Origin of the sequence: Thermaerobacter sp. FW80 (assembly GCF_004634385.1) — a bacterium.
GTDB lineage: Bacteria > Bacillota > Sulfobacillia > Thermaerobacterales > Thermaerobacteraceae > Thermaerobacter > Thermaerobacter composti.
Map to the genome: position 1 here is coordinate 1,318,548 of NZ_CP037895.1, position 21,005 is coordinate 1,339,552.

At 74.2% G+C, this 21,005-nt stretch carries 17 protein-coding genes; 12 read left to right on the forward strand and 5 right to left on the reverse strand.

Features of this window, described 5'->3' with window-relative positions; genetic code table 11:
- Positions 1-6: 6 nt before the first annotated feature.
- Positions 7-1,020, reverse strand: coding sequence for an alpha/beta hydrolase family protein (locus E1B22_RS05640; RefSeq protein WP_135224896.1), 1,014 nt, complete (start codon positions 1,018-1,020; stop codon positions 7-9).
- A 133-nt stretch (positions 1,021-1,153) separates the two neighbouring features.
- Between E1B22_RS05640 and E1B22_RS05645 the strand changes: the two genes are divergently transcribed.
- The 3 genes from E1B22_RS05645 to E1B22_RS05655 all read left to right on the forward strand — a co-directional run bounded on the left by E1B22_RS05645 (position 1,154) and on the right by E1B22_RS05655 (position 4,330).
- Positions 1,154-2,215 (forward strand): zinc-binding dehydrogenase, encoded by a 1,062-nt coding sequence (locus tag E1B22_RS05645; protein ID WP_243123772.1) that lies wholly within the window; start codon positions 1,154-1,156, stop codon positions 2,213-2,215.
- Between the two features lie 83 nt (positions 2,216-2,298).
- A complete protein-coding gene (locus tag E1B22_RS13855) occupies positions 2,299-3,477 on the forward strand; it encodes an alcohol dehydrogenase catalytic domain-containing protein (protein WP_135224897.1) in 1,179 nt (392 codons plus the stop codon).
- A 325-nt stretch (positions 3,478-3,802) separates the two neighbouring features.
- Positions 3,803-4,330 carry a cupin domain-containing protein gene (locus E1B22_RS05655; RefSeq protein WP_135224898.1) on the forward strand — a complete coding sequence of 176 codons (528 nt, stop codon included), beginning with the start codon at positions 3,803-3,805 and terminating at the stop codon, positions 4,328-4,330.
- Between the two features lie 296 nt (positions 4,331-4,626).
- Here the strand turns inward: E1B22_RS05655 and E1B22_RS05660 are convergent, their stop codons facing one another.
- Complete coding sequence (locus E1B22_RS05660) at positions 4,627-6,228, reverse strand: hypothetical protein (protein ID WP_135224899.1); 1,602 nt, start codon at positions 6,226-6,228, stop codon at positions 4,627-4,629.
- Positions 6,229-6,419: 191 nt separating this feature from the next.
- The gene (locus E1B22_RS05665; RefSeq protein WP_135224900.1) at positions 6,420-6,902 is read right to left on the reverse strand and encodes a hypothetical protein; all 483 of its coding nucleotides are present in this window, start codon (positions 6,900-6,902) and stop codon (positions 6,420-6,422) included.
- An 837-nt stretch (positions 6,903-7,739) separates the two neighbouring features.
- Between E1B22_RS05665 and E1B22_RS05670 the strand changes: the two genes are divergently transcribed.
- Entirely contained in the window at positions 7,740-9,059 is a 1,320-nt protein-coding gene (locus tag E1B22_RS05670) for a heme A synthase (protein WP_243123773.1), read from the forward strand.
- Positions 9,060-9,426: 367 nt separating this feature from the next.
- On the opposite strand, the gene E1B22_RS05675 is transcribed toward E1B22_RS05670, so the two are convergent.
- The gene (locus E1B22_RS05675) at positions 9,427-10,362 is read right to left on the reverse strand and encodes a heme o synthase (RefSeq protein WP_135224901.1); all 936 of its coding nucleotides are present in this window, start codon (positions 10,360-10,362) and stop codon (positions 9,427-9,429) included.
- Positions 10,363-11,013: 651 nt separating this feature from the next.
- Here E1B22_RS05675 and coxB point away from each other — a divergent pair.
- From coxB to E1B22_RS05705, 6 genes are all read left to right on the forward strand, one after another.
- Positions 11,014-11,871 carry a cytochrome c oxidase subunit II gene (coxB, locus tag E1B22_RS05680; protein WP_135224902.1) on the forward strand — a complete coding sequence of 286 codons (858 nt, stop codon included), beginning with the start codon at positions 11,014-11,016 and terminating at the stop codon, positions 11,869-11,871.
- A 35-nt stretch (positions 11,872-11,906) separates the two neighbouring features.
- The gene (locus tag E1B22_RS05685) at positions 11,907-13,685 is read left to right on the forward strand and encodes a cbb3-type cytochrome c oxidase subunit I (protein WP_135224903.1); all 1,779 of its coding nucleotides are present in this window, start codon (positions 11,907-11,909) and stop codon (positions 13,683-13,685) included.
- A 285-nt stretch (positions 13,686-13,970) separates the two neighbouring features.
- Positions 13,971-14,684 (forward strand): cytochrome c oxidase subunit 3, encoded by a 714-nt coding sequence (locus tag E1B22_RS05690; RefSeq protein ID WP_135224904.1) that lies wholly within the window; start codon positions 13,971-13,973, stop codon positions 14,682-14,684.
- Between the two features lie 16 nt (positions 14,685-14,700).
- Positions 14,701-15,345, forward strand: coding sequence for a cytochrome c oxidase subunit 3 (locus E1B22_RS05695; protein WP_135224905.1), 645 nt, complete (start codon positions 14,701-14,703; stop codon positions 15,343-15,345).
- A gap of 29 nt (positions 15,346-15,374) precedes the next feature.
- Complete coding sequence (locus tag E1B22_RS05700) at positions 15,375-15,683, forward strand: cytochrome C oxidase subunit IV family protein (RefSeq protein WP_006904428.1); 309 nt, start codon at positions 15,375-15,377, stop codon at positions 15,681-15,683.
- Between the two features lie 93 nt (positions 15,684-15,776).
- Positions 15,777-15,971 carry a type IV secretion protein Rhs gene (locus E1B22_RS05705; RefSeq protein ID WP_135224906.1) on the forward strand — a complete coding sequence of 65 codons (195 nt, stop codon included), beginning with the start codon at positions 15,777-15,779 and terminating at the stop codon, positions 15,969-15,971.
- A gap of 191 nt (positions 15,972-16,162) precedes the next feature.
- Here E1B22_RS05705 and E1B22_RS12865 read toward each other — a convergent pair whose 3' ends face one another.
- On the reverse strand, positions 16,163-17,008 hold the full coding sequence (locus E1B22_RS12865) for a CAP domain-containing protein (protein ID WP_207669925.1): 846 nt from the start codon (positions 17,006-17,008) through the stop codon (positions 16,163-16,165).
- A 2,352-nt stretch (positions 17,009-19,360) separates the two neighbouring features.
- Between E1B22_RS12865 and E1B22_RS05715 the strand changes: the two genes are divergently transcribed.
- Together E1B22_RS05715 and E1B22_RS05720 are read left to right on the forward strand one after the other, a co-directional pair.
- Positions 19,361-19,996, forward strand: coding sequence for a hypothetical protein (locus E1B22_RS05715; RefSeq protein WP_135224908.1), 636 nt, complete (start codon positions 19,361-19,363; stop codon positions 19,994-19,996).
- Positions 19,997-20,366: 370 nt separating this feature from the next.
- A complete protein-coding gene (locus tag E1B22_RS05720) occupies positions 20,367-20,957 on the forward strand; it encodes a M23 family metallopeptidase (protein ID WP_167758855.1) in 591 nt (196 codons plus the stop codon).
- The last annotated feature ends 48 nt before the right edge of the window (positions 20,958-21,005 follow it).

Here is a 21,005-nt window from a genome sequence, read left to right on the forward strand (position 1 = left end):
CGGTCCTCAGGCCTCGACCAGCGCCCGGTAGAGCAGCGGCAGCGAGACGTCGTACCGGTGGGCGATGCGGAAGTGACCGCCGTCGAACTCCTCGTAGCGGTGGGGGACGCCCAGGCCCTCCAGGGCCCGGTGGAGCTGACGGGCTCCCCAGATCAGATGGAACTCGTCCTGGCGGCCGCAGTCCACGTACACCAGCCGCAGGCGCCGCAGGGCCTCCGCCATCCGGGGGGCCATGCGCACCGGGTCCATCGCCAGCCAGCGATCCCAGACCGCCGGCCGCAGGGCGCCGGTCTCCAGCTCCACGGGCAGGGCGATGCCGTAGGGCTCGGCGGGATCGGGGGAGTAGCAGGCGGCCATGGCCAGGACGTTCAGGGAGCTGTGCCAGGGGCCGCCGGGCTCCTCGCCGCGGTCCCGCAGCCGGCGATAGGCCGCCATGTACGCGTCCAGCCCGCCGAGCTGGTGGACGTGCCGGAGGAACTTGGGAAAGTCCGGGAGGTAGCAGTACTCGAAGGCCATGTCCCCCGCGTGGCAGGCGCAGGCCCGGAAGACCTCGGGGTGGCGGGCCGCCTGGACCAGGGCGCCGTAGCCGCCCGACGACTTGCCCGCGATCCCGTGGGCGCGGACGCGGTAGCGTCCCTCGAGCAGCGGCACCAGCTCCTGGACCAGGTAGTCCTCGTACCGGCCGACGGCCGGCGAGTTGAGGTACTGGCTGCCGCCCAGGTAGGTGAAGCAGTCCGGCAGGGCGACGATCACCGGGCCGATGCGCCCCTGGGCGTAGAGCCGGCCCAGGCGCTCCGGGAGGGTCTCCTCCCAGGGGTCGTAGTTGAGCAGGCGGGCGCCGGTGCCGCCGAAGCCCGCCAGCAGCCAGATGCAGGGCACCGGCTCTGCCGGGAGCCCGTCGGGCGGGACCAGGACCCACAGGGAGCGCTCCACGGGGTCGTCCCACGGGTTTCCCTCCAGCACCCGGCTGCGATGGCGGAGCTCGACGGGCTGGAACGGCGGATGGACGGCGCGGTGCACGGCGGATCACCTCGTGGGTGGGCGGACCGCCTCGCCACCGCCGGCTCGGGGCGGGTCCGCCCGTTGTGGTACCTTCTAATTTAGTCACGAAGGCGGCAGCGACCGCCAGCGCCAGGCGGATGGAGGGTCGCCGTTGCTGCAAGGATACCTGGCCGGCATCCGCCGGCTGACCGTGCGCCAGGTCCCCGTGCCCGAGCCGGGGCCGGGGGAGGTGGTGGTGCGGATCCGTCGCGCCCTGACCTGCGGCACCGATCTCAAGACCTTCCGCCGCGGTCACGCCCGGCTGCCCGTGCCCGGTCCCTTCGGCCACGAGGCGTCGGGCGTCGTCCACGCCGTCGGCGAGGGGGTCCGGCGCTTCCGGCCGGGCGATCCCGTGATGTGGGTGCCGACCGCCCCCTGCGGTGCCTGCCCGCCCTGCCGCCGCGGGCAGGAGAACCTCTGCCAGCGGCTGTTCGAGCCCGAACGGATGGCCCTGGGCGCGTATGCCGAATTCATCCGCTTGCCGGCCCCGGTGGTCTCCCGGCACCTGTTCCCCAAGCCCGACCACCTGAGCTTCGAGGAGGCGGCCTTCCTCGAGCCGCTGAGCTGCGTGGTGCGCGGGTGGCGACGCCTGGGCAAGCCGCCCGAGGTGGTGGTGCTGGGCACCGGCACCATCGGGCTGCTGCACGTCATGGTGGCCCGGGCGCTGGGGCTGGCCCGGGTGGTCGTGGTGGGGCGTCGCCCGGCGGGGCTCGAGCTGGCCCGCGAGGTCGGAGCCACGGAGACCGTGAGGGCCGACGCCCAGGAGGCCGCGCCCCGGGTGCAGGCGCTGTTCGGCGGCGAGGGGCCGGCGGCGGTGATCGAGGCCACCGGCCGGGCCGAGGGCTGGCAGGCGGCGGCCCAGTGGGTGCGGCCGGGGGGCCGGGTCCTGCTCTTCGGCGGCCTGGCGGGGGGCACCTGGGTCCACTTCGAGGCCTACCGCCTCCACTACGAAGAGGTCGATCTGCTGGGCTCCTTCCACTACACCCCGGCGGATGTGCGCGAGGCCTACGGGCTGCTGGCCCAAGGGCGACTGCCCGTGGCGCGGCTGATCACCCATCGCCGTCCGTTGGTCGAGCTGCCCACGGTGTTCCAGGCCTTGGATCGGGGCGAGGCCATCAAGGTGGCCCTGGTTCCCGAGGGGGACGAACCCGGCCCGGGCGGCGACGACGCGTAGGTCCTCCCCGCGGACCCCGCGGACCCCGCGAACCGGGGCCCGCGCCCCATGCAAGCCCTCTGGGTGGAGGGAGGCCTGCTTCGATGCCCGAACCTGCGCGCCCCGACGGTTCCGTGTCGCCGCCCCTTCCCGAGCGGATGCGGGTGGCGCGCCTCGACGCCCGGGGCCGTGTCGAGGTGGCCTGGATGCCGGTGCCGCGGCCGGGACCGGGTGAGGCCCTGGTCCGCCTGCGGGCGTGCGGCATCTGCTCCAGCGACCTCCTGGACTGGTACGTGGCGGAGAAGGCCCGGCAGGGCCCCTTCGTCTTCGGTCACGAACCGGCCGGGGAGATCGTGGCCCTGGGCCCCGGGACGACGCCACCGCCCGGGCTCGGGGTGGGCAGCCGCGTGTTCGTCCACCACCACGCGCCCTGCATGGGCTGCGCCGCCTGCCGGCGGGGGGACTACGTCCACTGCCCGGTCTGGCGCCGGACTGGCCTGATCCCGGGGGGCATGGCCGAGTACGCGGTGGTGGCGCCCCAGGTCCTGCAGCACGACACCCTCCCCCTGCCGGACGACGCCGGCTGGGAGGTGGGCGTCCTGGTGGAGCCGGTGGCCTGCGCCGTCCACGCCCTGCGGCGGGCGGCGTTCCGGCCGGGGTCGCGGGTGCTGGTGATCGGCGCCGGCTTCATGGGGCAGGTGCTGGGCCTGGTGGCCCGGGCGTGGGGGGCCGTGGAGCGGGCCGTGGTCGACCGGTTGCCGGGCCGGCTGGCCTGGGCGGCGCGGCGCTGGGCGACGCTGGTGATCGATGTCGGGGACGGCGGGGCCGGTTCGTCCGCGCCGGGGACCGCGCCGCCCGGGACCGTGCCGTGGCTGCGTGCCCCCGCGCACCCGGCGGCGGCTGAGCCGGCCGGCGTCGCCCGGCTGCTGCAGGAGCGATGGGGGGAGGGGGCGGACCTGGTGCTGGTGTCGCCCGCGGGGGAGGAACCGTTGCGCCTGGGCATCGCCGCGGCCCGTCCGGGCGGGACCGTGGTGATGTTCGCGCCCACCGCCCCGGGGCGCGACCCCGCCATCCCCGGACACGACGTGTTCTTCCGCGAGATCCGGCTCGTCCCCAGCTACTCGGCGGGACCCGACGACACCCGGGACGCCCTGGCGCTGCTGGCCGCGGGCCTGATCCCGGCCGCGGAGCTGGTCACCCACCGCTACCCCTTGGAGCAGGTCGGCACGGCCTATCGTCGGGTCAAGGACCCGGATGCCCTGAAGGTCGTGGTCGAGCTCTGACGGGGTGGGTCCGGATCGCCCGTCGCGACGCGCGGCTGCCGATTTGGGCGCCGCACCGCTCGAGGGCGCGGACCGCGGTGCGGGGACGCGGGCTGGGCGGGCGCGGCCCGGGGACGGGCGGCGCGCCGTCGGCACGCCGCGGGGGAACCGCCGGCCGCACCGCCGGCCGCCGGGGTCGACCGGCGGCCGGGACCGGCCGGGAAGCGGTGCCGGGGGGCCGCGGGGCCGGACGGCGGAACGTCCCCGACGGGGCCCCCTTGGGGCGGGATGACGGGGCAGCCGGGCGGGATGACGGGGCGGCCGGGTGGAGGAGGGAGACGAGGCGATGGCAGCCGTGGACGGCAGCACGAAGAGCGGGTCGGCCCTCGGCCCGGACGCGGCGGCGCCCGCGGCCAACCGGCCCCTGTCGGCGGAGGAGTTCGCCCGCCTGCGGGTGCGCCGGTTCGACCCCACGACCTTCCGCTGGGAGGGGATCCCGGACCAGGTCTACCAGGGACCCGAGGAGCCGGCCCCGCGGTTCCGGAACGTGATCCGGCGCACCCTGGTGCCGGGCGGGGCGACCCCGGCGTCCTTCGAGGTGCGCTACTTCGAGGTGGGGCCGGGGGGCTACTCGCGCCTGGAGCTCCACCAGCACATCCATGCGGTCCTGGTCCTGCGGGGCCAGGGCGAGGTGCAGCTGGGCGACGAGGTCCACCGGGTGCGTCCCTTCGACCTGATCTACGTGCCGCCCCGGACGCCCCACCAGTTCCGCCACCGGGGCGGCGACGGGGCGGAGCCCTTCGGCTTCCTGTGCGTGGTCGACGCGCAGCGGGACCGGCCGCAGCCGCTGGATGGGGGCCCTGGCGAGGGGTGAGGCCACCCGGCCGGTGGCCCGGCAGGCGACGGGTCCCGCGGCCGGCCACTGCCGGCCTGCGCGGGGCGTGGGCGCACCCGGCCGGGCCCGCAGGCGACGCGTCCCGCGGTCAGCCACTGCCGGCCTGCGTGGAGGCGAGCGGACCCGGCCGGTGGCCCGCCGGCGGCGGGAGCGGCTGCGGCTGCGGCGCCGGTTCCGCGGGCGGGGCCCGCGAGGGGTGTGCGCCGCTGCGGGCCTCCGCGGCGCCCCGCCTTGGCGGTGGGCAAGCCGGCTCACGGCCGGCGGCTTGGGCGCAGTCACCGGAAGGGCTGCAGGGATCCCGGCGGTCGGCCGACGGCGAAGGACGGCACGGGGCGGGGTCGGGGTCGCCCCGTGACCGACGAACCCGGCCCGGTCGAGGACGTCCACGGACGGGCCGTCGGCGGGGGCGCGGGACGGCCCGGGGCGCCACCGGTCGGGCGCGGGGCGGCGAAGACGTGGCCGGATGCCGCACCGGGCGGCATGGCGGTAGCCGGCAGATGGGCAGGGACCGCCACCGGTCGCGATCGGGAGGCCCGGTGTCGGCTGGCTCCGGCACCGGCGGTCGCCGGGGAGCCCTGGGGCGAGGCAGGAGCCGGCGCCTCCGCTGCGGCCTCGCCCTGGGGGCGGGCGGCGGCCCAGGAGCTCGGATCCCCACCAGGCTCGGATGGCGGGCCCGACCCGTCGGCTGCTGATGCGTCCGATCCGGCGGGCGTCGACCGGCCGGGCGTGGCCGGGGGAGGGGTCGTGGCGTCCCTCGCCTGCTGCGCCTCCTGCGGGGCGGCGTCCGCTCCGGCCTCGGAACCCGGCGGGACCGGGTCGTCGTCGGCGGCGGGATCCTGCCGCGGTGCGGCATGCTGCGGCGGGTCCTGGCCCGCGGGCGCGGATCGGTCGCCGGCGGTGGCGCGGACGGTCCCCCCGGGGTCGTCCGCTGCCGGGGCCGGGTCCGTCGGGGGCACGAGGGCATCGGCGGGCCCGCCGAAGAAGGTCACCAGCCCCTGGTAGATGGCGGTGGCCACCGCCTCCGCCGGCCACGCGGCGGGCAAGCGCAGCGTTACGGCCAGACGGGGCACCAGGACCCGGGCGGTCGTCGGCGCGGCCGCGCCGACGACCGCCCGCGGGCCGTGGCCCGGGTCTTCTGCCGCGTCCGGGGCCCAGGACGTAGGCGGCGCCGCCTCGGGCGGCCTCGCGGCCGCTGGTCTGTCGCACCCCGGGGCCGCCCGGTCGTCGCGTCCTGCGGCTGCCCGGTCGCCGCGCCCTCCGGCCGCCTCCTCCGCTGGGAGCGGCCGGCCGAGGGTGCGGGGCGGGCGGGCGGCGGGCCGGTGCCGCTGCCGGACGGGGACGCAGCCGGCGCGCCACAGGGCGCGGGCCAGGTGGCGCCCGAGACGCCACGCGGCCCAGGGCGGGCACCCGGCCGTGGTGAGCCAGGCGCGGAGGGTGACGTCGTCCAGCGCCACGTGGATCAGGATGTCGACGGCCATGCCCGGGCGTCCCTCGGGGCGTCCCGCCGGCGGGACCACGGCGCCGCCGCTGTGGCCGGCGGCGGCCGGTTCCTCCAGCCAGACCGCGGCACCCGACTCCCGGAGCGTGGCGGCCAGCAAGGCGAGCAGACGATCGCGGGCGCCGGCGTGCCCGATGACGGCCGGCGCGGGGCCCGCGGACGCGGCGGCCGGCGCCGCGGCGCTCGGGTGCGGGTGGGGTGACGCCGCGGTCACGCGAAGGGCCAGGGTGCGGCCGTGGAGGGCCGAGTCGACGGCCGCGTGCCGGCCGTCGGGGCCCAGGTGGACGCGGTGGCCCAGGTGCTCGAGCACGGCGGCCCAGCCCCCGGCGCCGGCGGGGTCGACGGTGAAGCGGCGACGGTGGCGGACGAGGATGTCCATGGCGCACCCCCCTTGGCCCACGGCGGATCCCGGCGAGGGCCGTCACCGCGGTCCGCCGGCGGTCGGAGCGCCGGGCCGCGGCGCGCGGCGCGGTGACACGGCTCACGGCCGCGGCGATGGGTCGTTGTAACATACGCGCCGGGATGGGGAGGAGTGCGCAGGGCGGAGCGTCCGCCTGTCGGGGGTCGCGCTCACGTCTCCGCCCGGCGGGGCGTGCCCAACATGGAGCCGAGGACGCCGCCGTAGACCAGGTGGGCGATGGCCGCCACCAGGGCACTCCGGGCCCCGGAGAAGCCGGTGCCCAGGAACCCGGGTGACGGGGCGGCGCCGGCCGCCGCGAGCAGGGGCAACACCACCAGGGCACCGGCCAGCCAGATGGCCAGGCCGAAGGCCATGCCGGTCACGGCATTCCCGGCGGGGGCGACGGCGCGGTAGACCAGGGCCCACAGCACGGCCGCCACCAGCAGCGCCGCCAGGCCCCCCAGGGACATGGCCGCCTGGGCCATGGTGCGAGCGTCGCCCATGCCGAGGCCGTCGGCCACGAAACGGGTGAAGGTCCCGCGCTGGGTTCCGACGATGGGCTGCAGCACGTAGACGGTGGCGATCTGCACCAGGCCGGCGATCAGGCCGGCGGCCACGACCCGGGCCGTCGGCACGCCACGGACGGGAGACATGGCTTGCGGTCAGCTCCTCGAGGTCTTGGGCTGGTCCCCCGGTGCGCAGCGGGCATGGCGGCGGCGGAGGCGGCCCCACCCGCGTGCCCGGGCCCATCCCGCGCCCGGGGGCTCGGGCTAGCATTCCCACCGGGGCGCCGCGCCATTCCCGCCGCAGGATCCCCATGGTTGATGTTCCTCCAGCAGGGCGCAGGGGTGCGCGTCTCCCGGCAGCGCAGCGCATCGGCCTCGGGCGCTCGGGCGGGTCGCGCATCGTCCTCGGCAGGATCCCGCATCGCCCACCGGAGCGTTGCCCATCGCCCTTGTACGGGTGTCCGGCCTGCCACGGCCATCCCCCTGGCGGCTGACGCCGGCTTGCGCCTCTCCTCGGGCTCGGGGCGTCCCGCCCGCCCGGGATCCCGGTCGCCGAGGCGGGGTCGCGACGGGGCGGTGCGCGGAACTCGGGGGACCGGGATCCCCCGCCGACCCCCACCGCCGGCCCAGGTGCGGCCCGGGCGGCGGACGACCCCGGGGGACGCGGCTCCCGGGGGCGGGCCGGCACGGAAGATCACGGGGCCAGGCCCGGACGGGCGGGGCAGGTCGGGCAGTGCGCGGTTCAGGGTCCGCGAGGGCGCCCGGCGAGGGGGCAGGCCAAGGCGATCAGCGAGGCGGGTCGGTAGGGCGGCGGCCGCATTGCGCGGCGTCCCGCCTTGGGCTACGTTGGACCTGGCTTCGGCCGGGGCCGGTTCGTCCCATCGCCGGGCGATCGACGGGGGCATCCCGGGCGATGGCGGCCACCGTCCGTCGCGGCGGGACGCGCCGGCCCCGCGCAGGACCGTGCCGGGGAGGGTCGCGTTCGTGGCGCGGACGGAGGTGCGGCAGGGGTCGGCCCACGGGGACCGGCGGACCGCGGTGGCGGCCGCAGGGAGGGCTGGCCGCCATCGGGGCACGAGCCGAGCGGTGGCCCCCGTACCCGGATGGTTGCGGGCCCTGGCGGTGGTGGCCACGGTCACCATGTTCCTGGTGGTCGTGGCCGGCGCCCTGGTCACCGCCACCGGTTCCGGCGAGGGGTGCGGGCGGTCCTGGCCGCTGTGCGGCTCCCCGGTGTGGACCGTGCAGGCGGTCATCGAGTTCAGCCACCGGGTGGTCTCCGGCGTGGCGGCCCTGGTGGTGGTGGCGCTGGCGTGGGTCGCGCCCCGCAGGCTGGGCGGACGGCGGGACGCCCGCTGGCTGGCGGGGGTGGCCGTGGCGTTCCTGTTCCTGCAGGCGGGACTCGGGGCCGGGGTGGTCCTGTGGGGGCAGTCGGACGCGGTGCTGGCCCTGCACTTCGGGATCTCGCTGGTGTCCTTCGCGTCCGTCGCCCTGCTCGGGCTCCGGGTCTGGCGCGCTGCGTCGTCTCCGGCCGCGGCGCCGGCGCCGTCGGGGTCTGCGGCGGGGTACGGCAATGGCGCCGATGCGGGACCGGCGGGCGGGCGTCGGCCGGGGGACGGCGTCGAGCCCCCGGATCGCGGCCACGACGCGGGGGCCGGGGCCGCCCGGGAGGTGGCGGCCATCCCGGTCGGGTGGCGCCGGGCCGTCTGGGGCCTGCTCGCCTACACCTACGGGGTGGTCTACACGGGGGCCTACGTCCGGCACACCCAGACCAGCCTCGCCTGTCCCGCCTGGCCGCACTGCGGCGCGCCCTGGGAGGGGGCCGCTGCGATCCAGATGGCCCATCGGCTGGCGGCCGGCCTGTTGGTGCTGGCCGTGGTGGCCATGGCGGTGGCGGCGCGGCGCGTCGCGCGGCGCGCCGACGGGAGGCCGCTGCGGTCCGCGTCCCGGGCTGCCGGGGTGACGGGGACCCTGGTGGGACCCGTCGCCGCCGCCTGGACGAACCCGGCGGCGCCGCGCGGGGCGCTGGCGCGCGGGCTCGCGTGGGCCGCGGTGCTCGCCGTCCTGCAGGCGCTGAGCGGAGCGTACGTGGTGCTCAGCCGCCTCGATCTGCCGGCGACCATGTTGCACAGCAGCCTGATGGCCCTGCTCTTCACCGTCCTCTGCCACGTGGCGCTGGAGGTGGCCGGACCCGGGTGGTCCGTGGCCGCCTACGGCCAGCCGGCACCGGGGGCCCGCGCCGGCGGAGCAGGAGGACCCGGTCGGGCGGGGGCGGCCGGAGAGGTGGGCGCGCCGGCGGGCGCGTAGGGCCCGCCGGCGGAAGGCGGGTCGATGCCGGCACGGGGCCTGGCGGCGGCCGGAGCGTCCGCGACGCTCCGGCCGCCGCCGCGCTGCGAGCCGCTGCGATGGGCGTCGGCGCCCGTGCCACGGACCGGCACCTCTGCTACGGACCCGGTCAAGCCCCTACGCCCAAGCCTCAGGGGGCGCTTCCCATCCCAGCGGACGCGCTTCCCCGAAGGGGACGCGCTCCCCGAACCCGAGGGCACGCCCCCCGAGCCAGCGGGCCCAGCGGGCATGCCTCAGACGTAGTCCGCCGTAGTACGCCCAGCGTCCTTCGCCCGCGAGTCCGCGGCACGGTGCCCGGACGTCGAGGACGTCGACCCCACCCGCACCCTCAGCCGGACAACATCGCCCAGACCTGCCGCAGCGTGACGTCCACGACCATGGCTGTGAACAGGCCGAACAGGTAGACGATGCTGTAGCCGTACAACGCGCGGGCGAGGGCGTCGCTCGGCCGGGCCATGAGACTGGCCGCCATGCGCAGGAAGCGGGCCCCCAGTCCCACGGCCGCGAGCGCGTAGATCCAACGCAGCCCTCCCAGCGGCGCCGTGGCCAGGGTGGCGGCCACCGTGACCCAGGTGTAGACGTAGATCTGCCGGAGGGTGGCCTCCACCCCCGCCACCACCGGCAGCATCGGCACCTTGGCCTGGGCGTACTCGTCGCGCAGCACCACGGCCAGGGCCCAGAAGTGGGGCGGCGTCCAGAAGAAGACGATCAGGAACATCAGGACGGCGGCCAGGTCGAGCTCGCCCGTGGCCGCGGCCCAGCCGATCAACGGGCCCACGGCGCCGGCCGCCCCGCCGATGACGATGTTCTGGGGCGTCCGGCGCTTGAGCCACGCCGTGTAGATCCCGACGTAGTAGACGAGACCGGCCACGGCGATGTAGGCCGTCAGGGGGTTGACCTGCGTGTAGAGCAGGACGAAGCTCGCGATCCCCAGGGCGATGGCGAAGACCGTGGCGTGGATCGGCTGCACACGGCCCGCCGCGATGGGTCGGCGGCTGGTCCTGGGCATCGCCGCGTCCATGTCGCGATCGAGCACGTGGTTCAGCGCGGCGGCGGCCCCGCCCGCGAGCAAGGTGCCGCCCAGCGTGAGCAGAAGCGTCCAAGGATGCGGTGCCTGGCCCAGGGCGACCCACATGGAGGCCGCGGTCGTCACCAGGACGAGCAGCATGACACCGGGCTTCATCAGGGTCAGGTAGTCCCGCAGGGTTTCGCTGCGGCTGGCGGGCACCGCGCGCGCCAGCGCGGCGCTGTCGGGTACGCTCATAGGCGCTCCTCCATCCCAGGGGGCAACGACCCCATGATCCGCTCAGGTCCACCACCGCACGGGGACCCGGTCCCGGTGCGGAGCACCCGCGCCGACGCAAGACCGGCACCTCGCCGACCTCCCGATGGCGGAGCCGTCCGGGCGCCGGCGACCGGGTCACCCATGGGCGACCGACGATTAGAAGATAGCGGATCCGGCGGCGCTCAGGCGACCCAAAAGCACATGCTCCGGCTCCCAACCGAGGCGCATCGGTCTACAAACCGATGGCCAGGGTCGAGTGGGTTGGGGGACTGTGAAAGGGGGATCGCGGCGAAGGGGACGGGCAGGATCGACCACCGTTCCCATCGATCACGGCTTCATTCTACCAATCAACGGTGCGCCGGTTAACGGTGCGTCAGCAAGGTTGACGCCGGCAAGGTCGACGCCAGGGTGGACCCCCGGTCACGGGGGCAAACTGGCGCCCTTGTCATTCGTCGCCTTGCGACCGTAGGGGGGATTCCATACAATCCAAGCGGGTCTGCAGCCGGTTTCTCAGCAACCCGGTTTCTGACCAACCTGTGCCTGTGACGAGGGACGCAGAGGTCCGGAGCCCCGAGGCGCGCCGGCGGGCGGTGGCCGTTCGGGGCCGGCGGGATTGGAGGCAAGGCGGACATGCATCAGGTGACGGAGCGCGACAACCGGCGCGGAGGCGCCATCATGACCTTGCTCGTCGGGCTGGTCCTGGTGGCGGGCGTGGCCAGCACGGTCTACGCCACCAAGCGCTGGTGGCTGCCACCCCTGGTGTCGGCCGCGGCGGCACCCATCGACCACATGTTCAACCTGCTGATGGTCACCATTGGCATCGTCTTCGTGCTGACCCAGGGGGCGCTGGCCTGGTTCGTCTGGCAGGCGGCCCGGAATCCCAGGGCCCTGTACTGGCACGAGAACCGGCGGCTGGAGACCACCTGGACGGTGGTGACCGCGGTAGTCCTGACGGCCTTCATCGTCATGGGCTACCAGATCTGGCTGTCGCTCCACGCGCCGACGGCCGCGGCGGCGGAGAAGACGGCGGTGGTGGAGGTCTGGGGGCAGCAGTTCTTCTGGACCGCGCGCTATCCCGGGCCGGACGGCCAATTCGGCAAGACGGACCCCCAGTACGTGGACTTCCAGAAGAACCCGTTCGGCATCGATCCCAATGACCCGGCCGGCCGTGACGACATCGTCGTCGACGGCTCCAAGGAGCCGATCGTGGTCCCGGCGGGGTACCGGGTGACGGTGCGGCTCGCGTCGCGGGACGTGATCCACAGCTTCTTCGTCCCGTCCCTCCGGGTGAAGATGGACGCGGTGCCCGGCCAGGTCAACGAGGTCTACGTCGAGCCGACGGAGCCCGGCACCTACGAGATCGCGTGCGCGGAGCTGTGCGGCGTCGGGCACTTCGCGATGCGTGGCGAGCTCCGGGTGGTCTCCGAGGCGGACTGGCAGGCGTGGCTCCAGGAGCGCGCGGGTGAGCACGGCGGGACGGCCCAGTGAGCGCCCGCCGGTCCGGTAGAGAGGAGGAGGAGTCCATGGCCCACGGCGGGACCCCGGCGGCCGTGGCGGGGCACGCCACCGAGGCGGCCCATCACCACGCGCCGCAGAGCTTCTGGCGCCGTTACGTCTTCAGCACGGACCACAAGATCATCGCCATCCAGTACCTCTTGACGTCGCTGATCATGGCGGCGGTGGGTGGCTTCCTGGCTATGCTGATGCGCGTGCAGCTGGGCTGGCCGGGGAAGGAGTGGCCGTTGCTGGAGGCCATCATGCCCAACGCCTTCAAGGGCGGGCAGATGGATCCGGACTTCTACTACGGGGCCGTGACCATGCACGGCACCATCATGGTGTTCTTCTTCCTGACCACGGCCCTGAGCGGCGGGTTCGCCAACTTCCTGATCCCGCTGCAGATCGGTGCCCGGGACATGGCCTTCCCGGTTCTCAACATGCTGTCCTTCTGGGCGTTCCCGGTGTCCATCGCCTTCGCCCTGGCGTCCTTCTTCGTCCAGGGCGGCGCGCCGGGTACCGGTTGGACGGCCTACGTGCCCCTCAGCGAACGCGAGACGGCCGGCCAGACCCTCTGGCTGATCTCGGTATTCATCCTGATGCTGGCGTTCCTGGCGGGTGGCATCAACTACATCACGACCACCCTCAACATGCGCACCAAGGGCATGTCCATGAGCCGGCTGCCCCTGACGGTGTGGGCGCTGTTCGCCACGGCGCTGATCGGGCTGTTCGCCTTCCCGGCGCTGATGGCGGCGTGCCTGATGCTGATCTTCGACCGGGTCGGCGGCACCCACTTCTTCGACCCGGCCGGCGGCGGTGACCCGATCCTGTGGCAGCACCTGTTCTGGTTCTTCGGTCACCCCGAGGTCTACATCGTCATCCTGCCGGCCATGGGCATCGTGTCCGAGGTCCTGGCGGCCCACGGCCGCAAGCCGGTCTTCGGCTACAAGTACATGGTCGGGTCGATGCTGACCATCGCGGGCTTGAGCTTCCTCGTCTGGGGGCACCACATGTTCTCCAGCGGCATGAGCCCGACGCTGGGCAGCATCTTCATGGTGACGACCCTGGCCATCGCAATCCCGTCGGCCATCAAGACGTTCAACTGGCTGGCGACCATCTACCGGTCGAAGATGCGGTTCACGGCGGCGTCGCTGTACGCCATCGGCTTCGTGTCGCTGTTCATCACCGGCGGCCTGACGGGCATCATCCTGGGCAACCCGTCCGTCGACTTGTACTTCCATGACACGTACTTTGTCGTCGGCCACTTCCACTTCATCATGGGAGCCGCGGCGCTGTTCGGCGTCTTCGCGGGGATCTACCACTGGTTCCCCAAGATGTTCGGCCGGATGATGAACGAGCGCCTGGGGAAGATCCACTTCTGGCTGACGTTCCTCGGCATCTACGGGACGTTCTTCCCGATGCACTTCCTGGGGACGGCCGGGATGCCACGGCGGATCTACAACTGGGACGCCTATCAATTCCTGGGCGACGTGGCGACCCTGAACCATGTGATCTCCATCTCGGCCTTCGTGCTGGGCGCCGCGCAGTTGATCTTCGCGTACAACCTGTTCTACAGCATGTTCCGGGGTCCGAAGGCCGAGCGGAACCCGTGGCAGGCCAACACCCTGGAGTGGTGGGCGCCGTCGCCGCCGCCCCACGGCAACTGGGACGAGGCCGAGCCGGTGGTGTACCGCTGGCCGTACGAGTACAGCCCCAAGGACGCGCCCGAGGGCGTCGACCACATCCCGCAGTGGCTGCCGGAGCCGGCCATGGCCGTGGCCGGGCGCGACGGCCAGCGGGCGCGGTGAGCGGAAGGGACCGCCCATCCCGCTGCCCGCGCCGCGGGCACGCCGCCGCGGCGTGATCCGGCGGCGTCGGCGATGGGACGGCACGAATCCGCACCCATGGAGGGAGCGAGGGCGGGATCCCGTGGCGCACCGGCACCGGTTGGCGCAGGCGGGCGTTCCACGGGACGTGCGGAGTCGGTCAGCCGTTGGCGGGCCGCGGACGCGCGGACGGGTGGGGGGGCTGACGAGAGCGGCCCCTGCCGTCCGCGGCGAGCGGCCGGCGGTGGGCCGGCGGGGGTGAGGCGGATGTCGACGACGATCCAGCGGCCACCGCGCCAGCGCACCCGCGGGGGGCGGCCGCCGGGGCGGGAGCGCCCGGCCGTCCCGGCGATGCCCGGCGGCCGGATCCACACCCCTGGGCGCGTGCCGCCCAACGGGTGGGACGGCCGCGGTGGCGGCCCCGGTCCCGCGGGGGACGACGACGCGGCGCGCTCCCGGGCGGCGACCATGGCCACCTGGCTGGTGGTGGCGGCCGTCACCCTGATGTTCATGGGGTTCACCAGCACCTACGTGGTGCGCAGCGCGGAGCCGGGCTGGGCCCGCCAGGCCCTGCCGTCCCTGCTGTGGTGGAACACGGCGGTCCTGCTGGCCAGCAGCGTCACCATGGAGGTGGCGCGGCGCCGCGTGGGACGGGGCGACCGGGCGGGGGCGCGCCGGGCCCTGGGGTGGACGCTGCTGCTGGGAGCCGTCTTCGTGATCGGGCAAGGGGCCGCCTGGCTCCAGTGGGTGGGCGCCGGGGTCGGCGTGGCCGAGAGCACGCACGCCGCGTTCTTCTACCTGTTGAGCGGCGTCCACGCCGCGCACGTGGCGGGCGGGCTGGGCGCCCTCGGCTACGGGATGTGGCGCCTGGCGCGGCCTGCACGAGCGGGCCAGCTGGCCGGATCGCTGACCAACATCGCGACGTACTGGCACTTCGTCGACGCGCTGTGGGTGTACGTGTTCGCATTGCTGCTCTGGTGAGGACGGAGGTGGCGGCATGAGCACCATCGAGGCGTCGCAGCACCCGCTGGCCGCCGACCAGGAGGCGGTGCTGCGCTCGGACTGGGGGGGCGGCCGCTCGCCCTTCGCCACGGCCCATGCCAAGCTGGGCATGTGGATCTTCCTGGCGTCGGACGTGCTGGTCTTCGCCACGCTGCTGACGGCGTACGGCGTGGCGCGGCTGAAGGCCCCGACCTGGCCCGACCGCACCGAAATCTTCGACGGGCTGTGGCTGGTCACACTGATGACCTTCATCCTGATCAGCAGCAGCTCGACCATGGCGGCCGCGGTGGGGGCCGCGCGGCGCGGCGACCAGCGGGCGGCGGTGCGCTTCCTCCTGCTGACCATCCTGGGCGGCCTGTTCTTCCTCGGATCGCAGGCCTACGAGTGGTCCCACATGATCCACGACGGCGCCCGGCTGTTCAGCAACCCGTGGGGCGTGCCGCAGTTCAGCGCCAGCTTCTTCGTGATCACCGGCTTTCACGGGTTCCACGTGCTGACGGGCCTGATCTACCTGACCGTCGTCACGCTCAATGCCATGCGCGGCCGGTACTCGGGGCTGGGCGTCGAGGTGGCCGGGCTGTACTGGCACTTCGTCGACCTGGTGTGGGTGTTCGTCTTCAGCCTGTTCTATCTGATCTAGGTTTGCTGGCGAGGAAGGAGGGGCGCCCGGTGAGTGGTTCCACGGAGCATGCGCTGGAGCATGGCCACGGCCACGAGCACGATCACGGCAACCGGCTGTACTTCACCACCTGGCTGTGGCTGCTGGTGATCACCGTGCTGGAGGTGGGCGTGGTCCTGTTCCACCTGCCCCGGGCCCTGCTGGTGGGCATCCTGCTGCTGATGACGGTGCTGAAGGCGGTGCTGATCGTCGCCAACTTCATGCACCTGCGTTTCGAGAAGCTCAACATGATCTACGTCATCATCACGCCGATGATCTTCGCGCTGATCATGTGGTACGGCGTGGCGCTGGACTACTGAGCGGGCGGGAAGGGTTCTCCGGAGGCACGGCTGCGGAAGGAGCAGGGCCGCGACACCCGTCGCGGCCCTGTGCTCCCGGAGGGGGAAGGCGATATGACGCCCCTGGAACTGGCTAGCCACTGGACAAGCGGCGCACAGCTGCCCAAGGCGTTCCTGCTGATCATGCTGGGCATGACGTACGGGCTCATCGTGCTGCTGGGAATCGGCGCCTACCGGCTGCTGAAAGGTGGCCAGCGCCCGCCGGAGGATCCCGGCAGGCCGCCGGAGCCGTCGGGGCGGGACCGGTAGATCGGCAGGCCGTAGCGCCGTGACGGCGCGGGCAGGTCGGGATGGGCGCAGGCAGGGCCGGGCAGGGCATGGATGGATCGGGGAGACGGACCGGAGTGCAGGCGGGCGGTGCCCCACGGCACCGCCCGCCCGTTTGACGCCGGCCATCTCACAGGTTGCCGCCCCGGCACCTACCTGGCCCGGGGACCTACCTACCGGTAGCGGTCTCCCAGGAACAGCTGAACCACCAGGACGCCGTACGGAATGGGCACCACCGCCACGCCGATGGCGTCGTGGCTGGGGTTGAGCAGGTTGGCCCGGTGCCCTCCGCTCGCCATGAGCTGCAGATGGGCCCGGTCCACGTCCCGCGACATGGCCAGGTTCTCGGCGCCCATGACCCGGGCCGAGATGCCCGCGCGCCGTTCCATCTCATAGGGCGAGCCATAGGTTGGGGATACGTGGTCGAAGTAGCCGCGGGCGCGGAGGTCCTCGGCCTTCAGCCGGGCGAGCCGCACCAGATCCGGGTCGACGGCCAGGGCCGGGAGCCCGCGGTCACGGCGCGCGTCGTTCACCAGGTCCACCAGGTGTTTCTCCGCGGCCGTCAGGGCCGGCCGTACGGCGGGACTGGACGGAGACGGCGCCGCCGGGGCAGGGGTGGACGGCGCGGAACCCGGCCCACTGCCGCGGGGCGTCGGCGCCGCCGGGGCCGCCGGGGTGCTGCCGCCTGCCGGTGCCGGCTGGGTGGCGGGACCTGCCGTACCGTCGGCCGAACGCTGGCGGAGGATGGCCAGTTTCCAGGCGTAGTACCAGGACGGGGAGCCGGCAGCGACCGGGCGGGCCGTGTCCACGGCCTGGTTACCCGTGCCAGGGAGGGGCGCGGTTTGCTGGGGCTGCTGGACCGGGGCGGGAGCCGGCGGGCTGGCGGTCCGGACCGCGGCAGGTGCGGACGGAGACCGGGCCAGATACCACGATGCCTGGGCGGGGCTTGCGGTGACGGCCATCAGGAGCAGGGCCGCCGCCGTTGCGGCGGCCCGCCGCCAAAGAGAGGCCCGTTCCATAAATTCCCTCCTCTTTTGAGTGGAACCCAGCATCCATTGTTCAGATCTGCAGCCTGAGGGGCAAACGTTTGAGTTGGCATCGTACCGGCCGAAGAGAGAAAGGACGCCGCCGGGGAGACCTGTCCGTACGGCCAGGTCGCTTTTGAAGTCCATGGAAGAATCCGGCTAGGGGCGGGAGCCATGGGGGAACGGGCTTCTGCCCGGCCTGGCGACGTGCCCCACCGCCGGCACTGTCCCTGGAGGCCTCAGATCGCCCTGGACGGGTTCCGGCGCAGGTTCCCCGGAAGGTCCTGCGGGCGGGAACGGCTGCATCCGGGGCGCCTCCACCTCGGCGGGCGGTGTCCCCTGGGAGGTCTCCCCGAGGGGTGCAGTCACCCCCAGGTCCGCCAGCCAGCCGATGTCCACGGTGGTTCCAGCCTGGACCGGCGGCGGCGGTTCCGGAGCCTGGCCGGCCTCCGCCTTAGCGGGGGCCGGTTCGTCCGGCTGCCGGCCGCAGGCTTTCCGGCGCAGCTCCCCCTCCGGGGTGATCCGGGCGAGGAGCCGCACCCCGCCAGACCCGGTTCCGCCGCGACCGGCCAGAACCAGGGCGGCGCCCCCGGCGGGAGCCACAAGCAACCGCACCATGGCCCAGGCGGCAGGGGGGCGACGGGCGGAGAGCCCGGTGGCGGGTCCTGCACCGGGCGAGGCCGGCCGGCCGGTGGGGGGGCAAAGCGAGGAAAGGTCGAGGTCGACCCACTCGGCGAGCCAGTAACCGTCCCCGTGACGCCGCCAGATACCCAGCCAGAGCCCGGGACCGCCAGGACGGGCCGGAGGCGCGCTTTCAGGTTGCCCACCCTTCCGAACCGCCGGCCCAGGCTGCGGGGCGGTTTCCCGGGCGTCACGCCAGTCCCCGCAAGGGCCGGAGGTCGGCCCTGCGGGCGCCGGCCACCTTCCCCGCGGCAGAACCAGGAGCACCACGGGCGACGCGCCCCCGCACCAGCCGGCCGAAGCCGGCCGGGGGAGCGGGCCGCTCCGGACTCCGGCGGAGGCACGGGCGGCGCCGGTGGAGGCATGGGCGGCCGGGATCGTTGGTCCTGGAAGAAGGTCCCGGACCCCCACGAGGCCCACCGGGCCCGCACCGGCAGCCATGAAGCCGGTCCCCTTGCTTCCCGCGCCCGGGAGGGAAGGGCGGGAGGCCGGGCCCGGATTGCCCCGCCCGGCGGGACGGGGCACCACCGGCTCGTCGCGCCACCGTTGCCGAAACCAGAGGACGCGCCACTCCCCCGTGATCCCGGCCATACCCTGGGCCGGTCCCGCCCGGAACCAGGGGACGAACACGGCCCGTCCCCGCGGGTCGCTGCAGGGAACGGCCATCAACACCCGCTCGCCCCAGAGGGGCCTTACCCGGCCCCCGCCGGCCGGGCTGCCCCCAGGATCGATCCACACATCCACGTCACCTGGATCGGATCCCCGTGCCTACCGGGTGAGAACCACCCAGGGTACGGTCGGGGCGTCTCCCGTCACCCCCGCTCCTAGGTGCGGGAACCGGATCTCCCGGGCAGCAGGACCCCATCCGGCCCAGACCAGCGGCTCGCCCGCTGCCCGGCGCGGCACGGGGCCGGCTCGTGCCAGCCAGGGGGTTCCGGCGGCACCGGCACCCGCCACTAGAAGAGGTTGTCCGGGCAGGGGCTGCCAGCTCCACGGTTCCCCATTCGGCCCAAGGCCAAGGAAGACCAGGCCGGCGGCAGGGTCCGGGTCCCCTGGGACCTGCCCGGTCCGCACATGAGGCTCCGCATCGGGGCGATCCGGCACCGGTGGTCCGGCCAAGGGCGGCTCAGGCTTTGGGGTGGCGGGAGCCACCCCCTCATCCAGCGGCAGGGACGGCCCGTTGCCTTCACCAGCGGGATCCTGCCCTGGACCACAGCCCCAGGGGCGCCTGGCGTCCATGGGACGCACCCTCTCCCACAGGCCCTGCAAGCTTCTACGGCGATCCTGGCCGGGCTATGCCACCATGTGTCACGGGATGGCCACCCAGCGGAGCGGGTCACGTGACTGCGCCCCAGCCCACCCAAGCCCATGGCAGGGCGCGGCGACCGCCCAAGGGGGTGGTGCAACCGGCCTCGCCCCGGGGACACGAACCCAATCTTGGCGCTAGGCCGTGGCCACCCTGGAGGGCGGCTCATATAGCGGTAGCAGGCGAGGCGGGACGACCGGCCGGGCCTTGTGGGTCCGCCGGGTTGACCCATGGGCGGGCGCCGGGAGGCAAGCAGGGGCGCGAGCCCCCGCCGCACGTAACACGCCGGGTGCCCGGTGGTCCGGCAGGACTGCCGGGACAGGCTGAACAGACCGGCCCACGGGGCAGGAGGGATCGTCGTGAGCGACGGAGTGCGGGCGCAGCAGGTCGATCAGGTGGTGCCCGGGCCATGCGACCCGGTGTACGGGTGCCCCGATCCCACCGAGATCGTCTGCATCGAGACGGTCAAGGTGTACGACTTCTGTTTCCAGACGGACCGGCGGGAGAACGTGTGCTTCCCCATCCCCGCCGCCTTCCAGGGGATCCTGCCCTCCGACCTGGTGACCTGTGAGATCGTGCAGGTCACCTGCCAGGAGGTCTCGCGGGAGGAGGACCCCAACAACCCCGGCTTTGCCGACGTGACCCTGCTGGTCACCGTGACCATGCAGTTCACCATCCGGCGCAATGACAGCGTGGTCGCCCAGTTCGAGGATTCCTTTGGCTTCCTCAAGACGGTGTTGCTCTGCGCGCCGGAGGGGACGGTGATCCAGTGCGACTCGGCCGGCTCGCGCTGCGGCCCGTGCGTGATCATCAACGGCCAGGTCTGCTGCGAGGTCGACCTGTGCCTGCTGATCCAGTCCAAGGCGCTGGTCAAGCTGCTGGTGCCGGCCTACGGCTTCTGCGTGCCGGCGCCCTGCGTCACCCTTCCCAAGCCGCCCCTGGTCTGCCCGCCGGAGAACCTGTTCCCCCCGCAGTGCGTGCCGCCCACGACCTGACGAACCGGCGGCACCGGCGCAAGGGGCCGCACCGCCTGGCGGTGCGGCCCCTGCAGCTTCTGCGCCGTCTGCCAGGGGAGGCGAGCAGGTGGTAAGGCGAAAGGAGGGTGGCCGCATGGGACGGCCAGCCGCTCGGTGCTCCGGCTCCGACCCCGCCGGGCCCGGAGCCGGAGCGATTGAGGCCGGAGGTCCGGGTGCCGGACAAGCCGCCCCAGGCCATGGTCCCGGCGCCGGGCCCCATGACCCGGTGTCCGACGCGGTCCCCGGTCCGGCCCGCCCCCACACCCAGGGGGACCGCGGCGGGCGGCCCCGTTCATCACCGGGTGGGGCAAGCGGCACGCCCCGGGTTCCCGCTCCGGCCGCACAGGGGGTGCGGGACCGGCTGCGCCGCATTCTCCTGTCCCCAGCCGCCGGCCAGGCCCTGCGCCGGTGGGAGGCCACGGTACGGCCGCGGTACCCCCATCTCGACCCCCGGTTGCTGCGCCCCGATTATCGCTTCCCGCTGCCCCGGGGCAGCTACCGGTTGGACCGGGACACCTTCGGGGATCCGCGGCACTGGACCCCTTCGGGCCCGCGGCCCAGGCCGCATCAGGGCAACGACCTGCTGGCGGCCAGGGGGACGCCCGTCCGCTCGGTGGGGCCGGGCCGGGTCCTGGCCCGCGGCTGGAGCCCCTACGGGGGCTGGTTCATCCTCGTGGAGCTGGCCGGGACGGGCTATTTCGCCTACTACTCCCATCTGGACCGCTACGCTCCCGAGGTCCGGGTGGGACAGCGGGTGCGAGCGGGACAGGTCCTGGGGTACGTGGGCAACACGGGCTACGGCCCACCGGGGACCCGGGGCAAGTTCTGGCCCCACCTGCACTTCGAGTTGCGCCGGCAGGGCAGGCAGCCGGGGCCGGTCAACCCGTACCCTTATCTCCGGTACTGGGAGGCCCTGGAGGCCGCGGAAGGGGACGGCTGATCCCGGACCGGCCGGTCACGGTCAAGAGCTGAAGGAAAAGGGGCCGGG

Coding starts and splice junctions, on each gene's coding strand:
- E1B22_RS05665 (WP_135224900.1), bottom strand. CDS start 6,902: ATGTCTCCCGTCCGTGGCGTGCCGACGGCCCGGGTCGTGGCCGCCGGC.
- E1B22_RS13855 (WP_135224897.1), top strand. CDS start 2,299: ATGCCCGAACCTGCGCGCCCCGACGGTTCCGTGTCGCCGCCCCTTCCC.
- E1B22_RS05695 (WP_135224905.1), top strand. CDS start 14,701: ATGAGCACCATCGAGGCGTCGCAGCACCCGCTGGCCGCCGACCAGGAG.
- E1B22_RS05690 (WP_135224904.1), top strand. CDS start 13,971: ATGTCGACGACGATCCAGCGGCCACCGCGCCAGCGCACCCGCGGGGGG.
- E1B22_RS05685 (WP_135224903.1), top strand. CDS start 11,907: ATGGCCCACGGCGGGACCCCGGCGGCCGTGGCGGGGCACGCCACCGAG.
- coxB (WP_135224902.1), top strand. CDS start 11,014: ATGCATCAGGTGACGGAGCGCGACAACCGGCGCGGAGGCGCCATCATG.
- E1B22_RS05655 (WP_135224898.1), top strand. CDS start 3,803: ATGGCAGCCGTGGACGGCAGCACGAAGAGCGGGTCGGCCCTCGGCCCG.
- E1B22_RS05675 (WP_135224901.1), bottom strand. CDS start 10,362: ATGAGCGTACCCGACAGCGCCGCGCTGGCGCGCGCGGTGCCCGCCAGC.
- E1B22_RS05705 (WP_135224906.1), top strand. CDS start 15,777: ATGACGCCCCTGGAACTGGCTAGCCACTGGACAAGCGGCGCACAGCTG.
- E1B22_RS12865 (WP_207669925.1), bottom strand. CDS start 17,008: ATGGAACGGGCCTCTCTTTGGCGGCGGGCCGCCGCAACGGCGGCGGCC.
- E1B22_RS05660 (WP_135224899.1), bottom strand. CDS start 6,228: ATGGACATCCTCGTCCGCCACCGTCGCCGCTTCACCGTCGACCCCGCC.